At 40.7% G+C, this 12,990-nt stretch carries 15 protein-coding genes; 9 read left to right on the plus strand and 6 right to left on the minus strand.

Annotated elements, in window-relative coordinates:
- Nucleotides 1-155: 155 nt before the first annotated feature.
- The 6 genes from secF to ACYVIL_RS16350 form a co-directional block, all read right to left on the minus strand.
- The gene (gene secF, locus ACYVIL_RS16325; protein ID WP_460313494.1) at nt 156-1,097 is read right to left on the minus strand and encodes a protein translocase subunit SecF; all 942 of its coding nucleotides are present in this window, start codon (nt 1,095-1,097) and stop codon (nt 156-158) included.
- Between the two features lie 9 nt (nt 1,098-1,106).
- Nucleotides 1,107-2,951: a protein translocase subunit SecD gene (secD, locus tag ACYVIL_RS16330; protein ID WP_460313496.1), complete on the minus strand. Its 1,845-nt coding sequence runs from the start codon at nt 2,949-2,951 to the stop codon at nt 1,107-1,109.
- A gap of 61 nt (nt 2,952-3,012) precedes the next feature.
- Nucleotides 3,013-3,345 (minus strand): preprotein translocase subunit YajC, encoded by a 333-nt coding sequence (gene yajC, locus ACYVIL_RS16335; protein WP_303474357.1) that lies wholly within the window; start codon nt 3,343-3,345, stop codon nt 3,013-3,015.
- Nucleotides 3,346-3,366: 21 nt separating this feature from the next.
- On the minus strand, nt 3,367-4,479 hold the full coding sequence (gene tgt / locus ACYVIL_RS16340; RefSeq protein WP_303474358.1) for a tRNA guanosine(34) transglycosylase Tgt: 1,113 nt from the start codon (nt 4,477-4,479) through the stop codon (nt 3,367-3,369).
- 171 nt (nt 4,480-4,650) lie between these two features.
- On the minus strand, nt 4,651-5,691 hold the full coding sequence (gene queA / locus ACYVIL_RS16345; protein ID WP_460313498.1) for a tRNA preQ1(34) S-adenosylmethionine ribosyltransferase-isomerase QueA: 1,041 nt from the start codon (nt 5,689-5,691) through the stop codon (nt 4,651-4,653).
- A 197-nt stretch (nt 5,692-5,888) separates the two neighbouring features.
- Entirely contained in the window at nt 5,889-6,176 is a 288-nt protein-coding gene (locus ACYVIL_RS16350; RefSeq protein ID WP_303474360.1) for a DUF6471 domain-containing protein, read from the minus strand.
- A 216-nt stretch (nt 6,177-6,392) separates the two neighbouring features.
- On the opposite strand from ACYVIL_RS16350, the gene ACYVIL_RS16355 reads away from it, so the two are divergent.
- The 9 genes from ACYVIL_RS16355 to ACYVIL_RS16395 all read left to right on the plus strand — a co-directional run bounded on the left by ACYVIL_RS16355 (nt 6,393) and on the right by ACYVIL_RS16395 (nt 12,966).
- Complete coding sequence (locus tag ACYVIL_RS16355) at nt 6,393-6,782, plus strand: DUF2170 family protein (protein WP_303474361.1); 390 nt, start codon at nt 6,393-6,395, stop codon at nt 6,780-6,782.
- A gap of 27 nt (nt 6,783-6,809) precedes the next feature.
- Nucleotides 6,810-7,490 (plus strand): PspA/IM30 family protein, encoded by a 681-nt coding sequence (locus ACYVIL_RS16360; RefSeq protein WP_460313501.1) that lies wholly within the window; start codon nt 6,810-6,812, stop codon nt 7,488-7,490.
- A 16-nt stretch (nt 7,491-7,506) separates the two neighbouring features.
- A complete protein-coding gene (locus ACYVIL_RS16365; protein WP_303474364.1) occupies nt 7,507-8,559 on the plus strand; it encodes a potassium channel family protein in 1,053 nt (350 codons plus the stop codon).
- Between the two features lie 38 nt (nt 8,560-8,597).
- Nucleotides 8,598-9,245 carry a YjfK family protein gene (locus ACYVIL_RS16370; RefSeq protein ID WP_303474365.1) on the plus strand — a complete coding sequence of 216 codons (648 nt, stop codon included), beginning with the start codon at nt 8,598-8,600 and terminating at the stop codon, nt 9,243-9,245.
- 33 nt (nt 9,246-9,278) lie between these two features.
- Complete coding sequence (locus ACYVIL_RS16375; protein WP_303474366.1) at nt 9,279-9,695, plus strand: DUF350 domain-containing protein; 417 nt, start codon at nt 9,279-9,281, stop codon at nt 9,693-9,695.
- Between the two features lie 11 nt (nt 9,696-9,706).
- The gene (locus tag ACYVIL_RS16380) at nt 9,707-10,318 is read left to right on the plus strand and encodes a DUF1190 family protein (RefSeq protein WP_303474367.1); all 612 of its coding nucleotides are present in this window, start codon (nt 9,707-9,709) and stop codon (nt 10,316-10,318) included.
- A 74-nt stretch (nt 10,319-10,392) separates the two neighbouring features.
- Entirely contained in the window at nt 10,393-11,559 is a 1,167-nt protein-coding gene (locus ACYVIL_RS16385; RefSeq protein ID WP_460313504.1) for a glutathionylspermidine synthase family protein, read from the plus strand.
- A 5-nt stretch (nt 11,560-11,564) separates the two neighbouring features.
- Nucleotides 11,565-12,122 carry a rhomboid family intramembrane serine protease gene (locus ACYVIL_RS16390; protein WP_303474369.1) on the plus strand — a complete coding sequence of 186 codons (558 nt, stop codon included), beginning with the start codon at nt 11,565-11,567 and terminating at the stop codon, nt 12,120-12,122.
- A gap of 109 nt (nt 12,123-12,231) precedes the next feature.
- Nucleotides 12,232-12,966 carry a VC0807 family protein gene (locus ACYVIL_RS16395; protein ID WP_460313506.1) on the plus strand — a complete coding sequence of 245 codons (735 nt, stop codon included), beginning with the start codon at nt 12,232-12,234 and terminating at the stop codon, nt 12,964-12,966.
- The last annotated feature ends 24 nt before the right edge of the window (nt 12,967-12,990 follow it).

Genomic DNA, 12,990 nt, shown 5'->3' on the forward strand with positions numbered 1-12,990 from the left:
GAACCTAAGACTCTTGAACTCTCTTCTTGCGCTAATCGCGCTAGCTTTAACTTAAATACTCTGTGATGTTTGGACATAAAAAGACCCCCAGTAATTGGAATGTCCAACTATTGGGGGTCACTTCATAAACCCAGCTTTTTTTAAAATCGAAAATCTTAAGGAAGAGGATCTAAATCCGCCCCTTCTTTTTCGACAACAGTAGGCATTAAATCTTCGCGACTGATCCCCAGCATCAATGCAACTAAACTTGCTACATAAATAGAAGAATAAGTACCAATAATAACCCCAAATAATAACGCTGTAGCGAAACCATGTATGAGTGCGCCACCTTTATAAAATAACGCCATCAAAACCAATATAGTAGTTAATGATGTGATGATGGTTCGATTTAAGGTTTGCGTCAATGAGATGTTAATAATCTCTTCGGGTCCACCTTTGCGAATTTTTCGAAAGTTTTCACGAATACGATCTGAAACCACAATAGTATCATTGAGTGAGTAACCTATTACAGCCAATACCGCAGCCATTACCGTGAGGTCGAATTCAAGTTGTAAGACTGAAAACAAACCTAAGGTTAAAATAACATCATGGGCCAACGCAATAACGGAACCCAAAGCAAATCGCCATTCAAATCGCATTGCCACATAAATGAGAATACAGATCAATGCAACCAACATAGCAAGTCCGCCTTGCTCTGCTAACTCTTCACCCACATTTGGACCAACAAACTCGATTCGACGCATGTCAACATTGTCACCAGAGCTGCGCAAAGTACTCAGTACTTGATCACCCACCTCTTGGGCTTTTACGCCGTCACGCGGAGCTAAGCGAATTAACACATCTTCACTACTACCGAAGTTTTGCACTACCGCATCACCGAAATCGGCAGCTTCCAGTTGCAAACGAATTTGTTCTAATTGAGCAGGTTTATCATAGCCTACTTCGATCAATGTACCACCGGTGAAATCTAATCCCCAATTGAGCTGATTAACCCCCAAAGAGACCAACGAACCGATAATCAGTATTCCCGATATAATCATGGCGGGAATGCGCATTGACATAAAATCAATACTTTCTTTTAGTTTAAAAAATCGCATGTCCGGCTCCTAAATCGACAGTTTCTGAAGACGTTTACCACCCCAAACACCGTTAACGATTACACGGGTTAGAATAATTGCAGTAAACATCGAGGTAGCTATACCTATCATTAACGTGATAGAAAAGCCTTTGATTGGACCGGTTCCAACAGCAAAAAGTATAATTGCTGCGATAAAGGTCGTGATATTCGCATCTAAGATGGTAGAAAACGCACTATCATAACCGTAGTGGATAGCTTGTTGAGGGCTTCTTCCTTCACGAATTTCTTCGCGAATACGCTCAAAAATCAATACATTGGCATCAACTGCCATACCCACAGTCAGCACAATACCGGCCATACCAGGTAAGGTTAAAGTTGCACCGGGTATCATTGACATAACGCCAACAATCATGACCAAGTTGGCCGCTAGCGCAAGATTTGCTACTACGCCAAATGATCGATAATAAAACAGCATAAAGGCTAATACTAAGGCAAATCCCCAAATAATGGCTTGCATACCCAAGTCGATATTTTCTTGACCTAAGCTAGGCCCAACTGTACGTTCTTCAACAATAGTAATGGGCGCAATCAAGGCTCCTGCACGCAGCAACAATGATAAATCCCGAGCTTCTTTTGGTGAATCTAAGCCAGTAATTTCGAATCGACTTCCAAGTTGAGCTCGAATAGTCGCCACACTGACGACTTCACGTTCAGGTACAAAAATGAGTTTACCTTTTTCATTCTTTTCACCCGTCGCTTTGTATTCAATAAATACGGTTGCCATAGGATTACCGATGTTGCCTTTGGTGGCCAAAGACATTTTGCTACCACCGGCAGAATCTAACGAAATGGACACCTTAGGCATACCATATTCATCTACACCCGCGTTAGCATCAATGATGTGACTTCCTTCAAGCATAACTTTTTTGAGAAGTAGTTGCGGCACACCTTGCTGATCTTCAACGATTTCAGAGCCTGGCGGGATGCGGCCATTTAGGGCATCACGTATATCGTGTTCTTGATCTAACATTTTAAATTCTAAAGTAGCAGTCGCATTCAAAATTTCTTTCGCCCGAGCAGTATCTTGAATACCAGGCAACTGGACAACAATGCGATCAGCACCTTGGCGCTGAATAAGAGGCTCAGCCACCCCGAGTTGGTTGACCCTGTTGCGCATAATAGTGATATTTTGTTTTACTGCATAATCGCGAATTTCAGACAGCTTCTGTTCTGACATTTTAGCTACCAGAACTAAGTCACCTTGTTCTACTAAGGTGATATCCCGGTTGCGATTTTTAAGGAAAAATTCAGCCTTATCTAAGGTTTCCTGATCGCGAAAACGGATTTGCACAGACTCATCAACAATACTCACCCGTGAATAACGAATTTTTTCTTCCCGCAATGAGGTTTTAAAGTCACCTTCCATGTCGGTTAGGGATTTGGTAATTACCGAGTTCATATCCACTTCCATTAAGAAATGGACACCACCGCGTAAATCCAAACCTAATTTCATGGGTGTACCGCCTAAGCTGTCCAACCATTCAGGAGTATCAGGGGCTAAATTCATCGCCACTGTGTAGTCTTTGCCTAGTGATTTGGCGAGGGTTTCGTTAGCTAATCTTTGTGCGCTATCATCGTAAAGACGAACCAGTATTTGCTCATCTTCAAGTACAATGGACTTCTTCTCGATGCCCGCATCTGCTAAGTCTTGATTAACTTTATCTATCAAAGGCAAATCTAGAACTGCGTCACGACCCGCAGAAATCTGCACAGCATAATCTTCACCATAAAGATTAGGAGAGGCATATAAAGCGCAAACGGCAACAACCATCAACACCATAATATACTTCCACAAGGGAGTTTTATTTAACACTTGCTATTCCTTTTCTACTTAAACGAAAAAGGCAAACTTGCGTTTGCCATTTTCAATTTAGTTAGATTGATTTCATTGTACCTTTAGGTAGCACAGCAGTTACTGCACCTTTTTGAATTACAATATTGGTATTGTCATTTAACGAAATCTCAATAAAGTCCTTTTCGTCAGAAACTTTTGCAACTTTACCCACCATACCACCTTGAGTAAGAACCTCATCACCTTTACCAATAGAGGCAACTAGGTTTTTGTGTTCTTTAACGCGTTTTGCTTGTGGACGATACAGCATAAAGTAGAAAATTAATCCGAAAACACCCAATAAGATCAGCATTTCAAAACCACCGCCCTGTGCGCCAGCGTCTTGTGCATAAGCATTAGAAATAAAAAAACTCATAAATTCCTCATATATTTTTAGTTATAAAGCCGGTACCGGCATATCTTTTTGTGCGTAAAACTCTTCAACAAAGTCATCAAGCTTTTGTTCAGCGATAGCGTCACGCAACCCCTGCATGACTCGTTGATAGTAACGAAGGTTGTGTATGGTGTTTAATCTAGCACCGAGTATTTCATTACATTTGTCTAAATGATGTAAGTATGACCGTGAATAATTTTTACAAGTATAACAATCACATTTCTCATCTAAAGGCCCAGTATCTGTTTTGTGTTTGGCATTGCGTATTTTAATAACGCCATCGGTAACAAATAAATGACCATTTCTAGCATTCCGCGTCGGCATAACACAATCAAACATGTCGATTCCGCGGCGAACCGCTTCAACGATGTCTTCTGGTCGCCCTACTCCCATCAAATAGCGCGGCTTTTCAGCGGGAATTTTATCTGCGGTATGATCCAAAACTCGAATCATATCTTCTTTTGGCTCGCCGACAGATAAACCACCAATGGCGTAACCGTCAAAACCGATATCTTCAAGACCTTTCAAAGATTGATCACGCAATCCTTCATACATACCACCTTGAATAATCCCAAACAACGCTGACGGGTTACCTTCATGGGCTTGTTTACTGCGTTTCGCCCAACGTAATGACAATTCCATGGAACGACGAGCTTCAGGCTCTGTGGCAGGATAAGGAGTACACTCATCAAATATCATGACGATATCAGACCCCAGATCACGTTGAACTTCCATTGACTTTTCCGGGGTAAGCAGTATTTTCTCGCCATTAATTGGCGATCTGAAGGTGACCCCTTCTTCGGTTATTTTACGTAAATCACCTAAACTAAACACCTGAAAACCGCCACTGTCCGTGAGTATTGGTTTATGCCAATGCATGAAATCATGTAAATCGCCATGCTGTTTCATGATTTCAGTACCCGGACGTAACATCAAGTGAAAGGTATTACCCAAACAGATCTGTGCTCCTGACTCTTCTATCTCTTCAGGCGTCATCCCTTTAACCGTGCCATAAGTACCAACAGGCATGAAAGCAGGTGTTTCTACAACACCTCGGTCAAACGTTAATCTACCGCGGCGGGCTTTGCCATCGGTTGTATCTAATTCAAATTTCATTTTTAACCTTTTAAAATTTCTGCATACCGGAAAACAGTCCAGTGCTGAAAAACAGCGGGGATTATAAAGGAATAATGAGCAAGCTGAAATCATCAAAAGGTAATTTCAGCTTGAAAGTTGCCTTAATAAGCGAAATGCGTGGATTTATCGCTGCGATTTCCTCGTCAACGGTTAAGATTTTTCGATAAACATGGCATCACCATAACTGAAAAATCGGTATTCTTTAGCGATTGCTTGCTGATACGCCTGCATCACGTTTTCTCTACCGGCAAAGGCACTAATTAGCATAATTAAGGTGGACTCTGGTAAGTGAAAATTCGTCAGCATTGCATCTACTATTTCAAACTGATAACCAGGATAAATAAAAATATCGGTATCTTCAAAAAAGGCTTCAAGGGGCTTACCTTTTTTAATACTTGCTGCAGCGGCCGACTCCAATGAACGCACAGACGTTGTCCCTACAGCGATAACTCGTTTTCCCTTTGCTCTGGCTAAATTAATTGCATCCACAACATCTTGCGGTACTTCTGCATATTCGGAATGCATATGGTGGTCTTGAATATTATCTACGCGGACGGGCTGAAACGTCCCTGCCCCTACATGTAAAGTAACAAATGCGGTATTCACCCCTTTTTGTTGCAAGGCTTCAAGGGTTGCCTCGTCAAAATGCAACCCAGCCGTTGGCGCAGCTACGGCACCCGGTTTTTCAGAATAAACAGTCTGATATCGCTCTTTGTCAGAATCTTCATCTGGTCGGTCAATGTAGGGAGGTAGGGGCATATGTCCGAATTTTTCTAATAGGCTAAGCACAGGTTCCTCATTCACAACCCGTAATTCGAACAATTGATCGTGACGAGTCACCATTTCCATTTGGATATGCTCTTCTAATATCAGTAATGCTCCTGGTTTGGGTGACTTGCTTGACTTCACGTGGGCTAACACGGTTTTTTCATCAATAATGCGTTCAACCAATACTTCGACTTTTCCACCGGTTGATTTTTTGCCAAGTAATCTGGCTGGGATCACTCGGGTATTATTAAAAATAAGTAAATCCCCCTCATCCACTAAATCAAGAAAAGCAGAAAAATGTGTATCTTTTAAATTGCCAGTTCTACCATCTAAACACAGTAATTTGCTGGCAGTTCTTTGTTCTGTGGGGTATCGAGCGATTAGCCGCTCAGGTAAATCAAAATGGAAATCAGATAATTTCATGGCGTTTGGTTAGCCCAACTGTAAGTTAATATTCGTTATTTTACGTATTAAAAAATATACCTGCAACGCTTTATCCATACTCGCTTTTCCTTGAGTTCTGGTTGTAACAGTATAAATTGTAACCATCTTATTTTTTCGATGTTTCTCCCAAACATAGTTTCCCCAGCCGCCCTAGCTGGGTTTTTTTTGTCTGTTTTTCAAACATCATCTTCATCTAGCGATATTTGCATGTCAGCAAATATCTCAATGATATCCTCACGTTCAATTTTACGCATTTTTAAAACATAAACGATTTGCAAAAGTAAATCGGCACCTAAAATCCCCTTATTTACTTTGTTGCGTAAATTATCAGCACTCTGGACAACACCAATTGTGTTCAATCGCTCACTGAGATCTTGGTATTTCACGCCACGTTTAGACATTTCTGCCTTTATGATTCGCTGCACGACTTGTCGCCAGTTTGCATTATCTTGTTTTTTCGCCACTTCACACCCACTAAAAATAAACCATTTTGTGAATTATAATTCACAAAAATAAACCATACAACTCAAAAAGGTAAAATAAAGTTTGACATTAAAAATCATTTGTCAGTACAATTCGACTCGTTGCGAAAAAACTTACAATTCATTTTGAACTGATCATGTTTTTTCGTTTACAAAGGTAACATACTATAGTCATTACACTGACAGGAGAGTAGGCATATGACTTGGGACCTTGATCAACTTGAGACCCTATTATCAGATAACGACAACATTGTTGTCACCCGTGAAGAAAATTGTTTATTGATCGGAAATGGTGATGGTTTAGATGCATGGTTAGCACTCAGTGGAGAGCAAATTATTATCGAATCCATTTTATTTTCAAGTTCAGAAGTCAAAGATAAAGCAGCTTTGAACGAAGAGATATTGAAAACCCATATGTTGTTTCCGTTAACAACTATTGGAATATCTCAAGTTGCTGAACAAGACTATTACACTGCATTTGGTGCCTTGAGCTCACAATCTAAAGCAGAAAGCATCAAAATTGAACTCGATGCTTTATTCCACAATGTGGCTGCATTCTTAGACGCTTATCAAGAGCATTTGCACTAAAACATTAAGGTATTTTGGGAGAAGATTATGTCGGTTTGGAGAAAGTTAGTTACAGCGGTAAAAGGTGGCGCAACAGAAGCGGCTCAATCAGTTGTAGACAGTCAAGCCATTCGAATTCTAGAACAAGAGATTCGCGATGCAAAAGAAGAGTTACGTAAATCAGACCATGCACGTACTCAAATTTTAGCAAAGTGTAAATTGGCAAAACAAAAGGTTGATAGCCTGAAAGTATCAATTGGTCAATATGAAGAGCACGCTCGTAAAGCCATTGAATCTGACCGTCAATTGGCTTTGGATTGTGCACAAAAAGTTGCGGACTTAACCGCAGAAATGGAATCCGAACAAGAGTTTCTTGATCAATTCACCCAATCAGAAAAACAGCTTGCTGCCAATATTAACCAAGCTAAAGACAATTTGAAGCGTTTGGAACAGCAAGTCGATATGGTGAAGGCGACGGAATCAGTGCAAAAAGCCCAAGTAGCGGTTTCATCCAGACACATGGGCGCAAACAGTAAAATGAAAACCGCGACTGAATCGCTAAATCGTATTCAAGACAAACAGAAATTGCGCAGTGCAGAATTAGAGGCGGCTGAAGAACTTGCCTCTAGCGACTCAACCACTGACTTAGAAAAGCGGTTGGCTGAGGCTGGAATTAAAGGCGGAAAAAGCTCAGCTGATGATGAACTCAAACGTATTTTAGGCGAATAAATTGGTTAGCGTATAAATGCTGTTAGTCCTTAAGGTACGTAAAGTACTCACCCGAGTCTTTTCTGAGATGCGCTGGTACACCATTGTACTAGCGCTTTTGTTTTATGCCCTAACTACATGGCTTTTACTGTATGCCTCTGGCGAGCATGACCTACTCAATGTAAATGATTTTGTTTATTGGTTAGTTGTTACCGGTTCTACCGTTGGATATGGTGATATGTCACCGGTGACAAGTGCAGGAAAATACATAGTCTCGTTTTATGTCATCCCATTAGGGTTGAGTATATTTGCCTTAGTCCTTGGGCGGATCGCGGCTTGGGTGTCTATGCAATGGCAAAAAGGAGTGAAAGGTTTGAAACCATTAGATCTTGAAAACCATGTTTTGGTAATTGGCTGGAATGGCCAACGCACTATTCAACTGCTTAACTTGCTACTTAAAGAACGAGCAGAAACGGAAAATAAACCCGAAATTGTGTTATGTGTTAAAGCTGATATCGACAATCCAATGCCCGACAAGATTGAATTCATCAAAGTCATATCTTTTAACAACGATAAAGAAATGGATAGAGCTTGTGTGGATAAGGCTGCGGTTATTGTGATGGACAATGAAGAAGATGATGTCACAATGACCACCTCTTTGTATTGTAGTAAAAGAAATAACAGCGCCCACCTTCTTGCTTATTTTAAAGATGAATCTTTAGTCGACTTGCTGCAAACCCATTGTCCCAATATCGAATGTACCCCCAGTGTCGCCGTTGAAATGTTGGCTAAGTCAGCATTTGATCCAGGCTCCAGCCTACTGCAACACGACTTATTGACGGTACAAGAAGGTCAAGCTCAATTTTCAATTGAAGTACCTGATTCCGTGCAGCAGATATCTGTTGAAAAACTATTTATAACCTTAAAACAGCGCTATAACGCGACTTTCATTGGCTTTGTTGAACCAAGTATTCCGGCAAAAGTGACTTTAAATCCTAATTTTGATGTAACTATCCTGCCCAAATACAAACTCTTTTATATTGCTGAACAACGCATCAATCACTTCGATTGGCAACTATTGTCTGAGTAACAAAGCAAGTAACAGGTAAGATAAAAAACGGAGAAATCATGTTTTCAAAATGGTTTACCAAAAAAGATAAGCAATCTGAAATAACAGCGCCGGAAATAATGGGCCTATATTTAGGAGGCTCCTTCGAGCTTGATGATCTAAAACTCAAACTTATCGAACCTGAATTGGTGATTGAAGGTGCTGCTAGACACCACTTAATCCAGGCTGTAGGCGAAGCCCATTTAGATACAGGTGGAAAAATTTTGCGTTATTACACCGATGACGATGCATTTTTACAGGTTGTATTAGATGGTGGCGACACAGAAAATCACATCACTGATGTGAAGTTATGGTACTTTTACAATACACAGACCGTGGGAACGGACAAGCAATGGAAAGACTTGCTCGAAGGCCAGGTTTCTCAACCTCATTATCAAATTGAAAACAATCAGTATAATCGTGTTTGGGACGCTGTTGGCGAGGAATCCCCTCCAGTAGCAATGACAGAGAAAACATTTGAATTGGATGGCGATACTAGTCAAACGGATCAATTCGTTATGCTATATGAACGAGAAATCGGTCAAGAATCCTTCGAAACCTTATTGGTTTGTGCTGAAGAAAAAATTGTAGATAATAACCATGATCGTTGCCTTGTTATCAGTACCGGCTTCGATATTTTGCCTGCCGATATAAAAATAAACGGTTAGCAAATTAACGTATACACAGAAAAGGAAAAATCGATGGATATATTGTTGGATTCAATCGCCGGATTAGGTAATTTTGCAATCTATTTTGTGGTTTCAATAGTGCTGTTATTTATATTCAAAATCGTCTACGCATGGGTCACGCCCCATGATGAATGGAAGCTTGTAAAAGAAGAGAAAAACACCGCTGCGGCAATCGGCTTTGGTGGTGCTATTGTCGGCTTCAGTATTGCTTTATCGGGTGCTGTAACCAATTCAACGTCGCAGTTTGACTTTGCTATTTGGGGTTTCATTGCCCTCATCGCACAGGTCTTGGCTTTTTTATTGTTGCGCTTCACGTTCATGCCCGCCATCGCGGAAAGAATTGATAATCAAGAAGTCTCTGCAGGCGTAATGTTGGCTTCCATGTCCATCGGCGTTGGTTTACTCAATGCGGCTTGCATGACCTACTAGGAGGCACAAGCATGACTCGTAAACGCAGTAAACACATAAATCTAAACAGAATGCGTAAGCAATTTTCTGCTAAACCTTTGGCAATCGGTATCGCTTCTGTATTCTTAGCAGCCTGCACGGATAATCGTCAACAAGCGACGATATACACCAGTGCGCAAGATTGTGCCAATGAGAACCCTGAACAAGCACAAGTTTGTGCAACCGCTTATCAAGAAGCCTTGGCAGAAGCGGAACGAACCGGACCTAAATACAACTCTGAACAAGATTGTGAAAGTGAGTTTGGGCCAAATCAATGTCGCCAAGTAGAACGCAGTTCTGGCTCCTTTTTTATGCCATTTATGGCCGGTTACATGTTAAGCAACCTGCTTTCTCCTAATCGTTATCAGTATCAACCCATGTTTACGTCTTATTCCCCTTACTCTCCCTATCGTTACAGATGGATAGGCGCCGGTGGATATGATTATGGTGATTTACGTAAGCGTAATTACAAAGTCAGACCTGATGCGTTTAAACCTAAACCAGCAGTCACTCGAACAATCAAACGAGGTGGATTTGGCAGTTCTGTGCGTGCTAAATCAAGTTGGGGCAGTAAGAGTAGTTCCAAAGGTGGTTGGGGCGGTTAAACGTCCCCCCCTCGGAGAACGACGTTATCCAGCCCTTTGATAAAGCGCAATGAAATCACAACAATTGAGTCTAGATGTTCAGAATACCAAGTGAGCCCCGCAAAAACTGGCAACAAAAAGCAAAAGACTTTGGTTTTTCATTCCATAGTATGTATGGCGAGCCGTATTGGGATGAATCCGCTTATTATCAGTTTAACTTACAACAAATTGAAAATGACTTAGAAGACCCTAGCGTCGAAATTCACCAAATGTGCTTACAAGTTGTCGATAAAGTTGTGAATAATGACGCTTTGTTATCTGCTTTTAAAATCCCCGAACCCTTTTGGCAAGGTGTGAAAGATTCCTGGCGTAAGCACGATCCATCTTTGTATTCTCGACTAGACTTTGCTTACGATGGTAGTGGTCCGGCAAAGTTATACGAAAATAATGCAGACACCCCTACTAGCTTGTATGAATCAGGCTTTTGGCAATGGCTATGGCTGCAAGATTTAGTGGACGGCAATCAACTCTCTCGTCAGGCAGATCAATTTAACTCTTTACAAGAAAAACTGATAGGTCGGTTACATGAAATCGCGGAACATTATCAAACCGAACAGATTCATTTTGCATGCTGTCAGGATACCATTGAAGATAGAGGCACGGTGCAATATTTACAAGATTGCGCCGCAGAATCGGGCATCCTTGGGCCATTTGTTTTCATTGAAGATATTGGTTTGGGAGAATCAGGTCGCTTTACAGATTTAAAAAATAACCCAATAGAGACCTTGTTTAAACTTTACCCTTGGGAGTTTATGCAACGTGAAGAATTTGGTGATTATGTGGAAAGCTCACAAACCAATTGGATTGAGCCCTTATGGAAAAGTGTTTTGTCTAACAAAGCACTTATGCCCATGCTGTGGAAGATGTTTAAAGGACACCCAAATCTGTTGCCTGCTTATTTCGAAGACGAATTACATTTGTGTGACCACACGCGCATCGTAAAAAAACCCCTATTTTCCCGAGAAGGTGCCAACGTTAGTATTTTAGAAAAAGGACAAGAGATAGCCCATGCTGATGGCCCCTATGGTGAAGAAGGGTTTATTTATCAAGCATTCCATCCTCTGCCTAAATTTGATAATAACTACACATTAATTGGTTCTTGGTTGGTAAACGACCAGGCAGCTGGCATTTCAGTGCGAGAAGACAGCTCGCTAATTACCCAAGATATGTCCCGTTATTTACCACATATCATTCTAGGATAACTTCCATGGGCACGAAAACTTCGGTTCTAGCATCTCAATTAAAATTTGTTTGTTACTTGATGCTGTTTTTTACTGTTATTGAAGTCGTCAATATTATTTTTGCTCGCAGCCTCAATGTTTATGGAATTTACCCCCGTGAATGGGTTGGCCTTCGCGGGATCTTTTTTAGCCCATTTTTACACGGTAATTTGGCCCATTTCGCTTCCAATATTATCACCCTTGGGATATTCAGTTTATTGGTATTGCAATACGGAAAAAAAATCTACATTACCGTTAGTCTCTATTTAGTATTAAGTATTGGCATACTGGTATGGTTGTTTGCGCGTCCGGCTATGCATATAGGAGCGAGCGGCATAATCTATGGTTACTTTGGTTTTTTAGTGCTGGGAGGGTTAATATCAGGTCGTATAAAGTTGATTATTATTTCCCTTGTGGTCGGCTTCTTTTACGGCGGTTTAATATTTGGTGTATTCCCTACAAATAGCTTTGTTTCTTGGGAGTCTCACCTGTTTGGATTTATTGCGGGGTTGTGTGCTGCTAAAATATGGGCTAAAAAGCGTTAGGATCCAGCGTTACTGCCAAAAGAATGAACATCTAAGCCTGATTAAAACCATAGTGGATTGGGTGGGAGTTAGATATACTGACAACAGTTAAGAATAGTTTAAAGATTTTATGAATAAGCCAGAAACAAACGAAACAACACAAAATACGAACAAGACGCCACCTCAAAACAATGATTTTTTGGGTAATCTTGCTTTCAATATTGTCATCCCCGTATTGATTTTATCTTATCTCAGTGGCGAAGAATATTTAGGCCCAGCAGTAAGTGTGGTTTGCGCCTTGGCATTCCCGATCGGATACGGTATCTGGGATTTAAAGAAGTCTGGCAAAGTAAACGGTTTCTCCATTTTAGGGATTATCAGTGTAATACTCACTGGCGGTATCACCCTATTAGAGCTTCCCGCTGAATATATTGCCATTAAAGAAGCCGCCATCCCCGGTATTTTGGGTATTGCCGTCTTAATCTCTCAATATACTAATCGTTCTTTAGTGAAAATTCTCATACTCAACGAAAATGTGATCAATTGGCAGGCGTTGAACGAGGCGTTAGCGAAAAAACAAAATACAGCGCTTTTTAACCGCAAAATAACCGTTAGTTCTTATATCGTTGCAGCTTCTTTTTTCGTTTCTTCCTTCTTAAATTACATTTTGGCTAAAATGATTTTAGTAAGCGAGCCTGGCACAACAGCTTATACTGAAGAACTAGGGCGTATGACTGCACTGAGTTATCCGGTGATTATGGTACCAAGCTTAATAATGCTATTTTCTGCTCTCGCCTATTTGATCATTCAAATGAAAAAATTAACTGGCGAAGATTATCTATCCTTTATTCAAGAGGAAGGCTAGTTAACAATTAAATAGTCTGGCGGT

Source organism: Aliiglaciecola aliphaticivorans, from assembly GCF_054782055.1.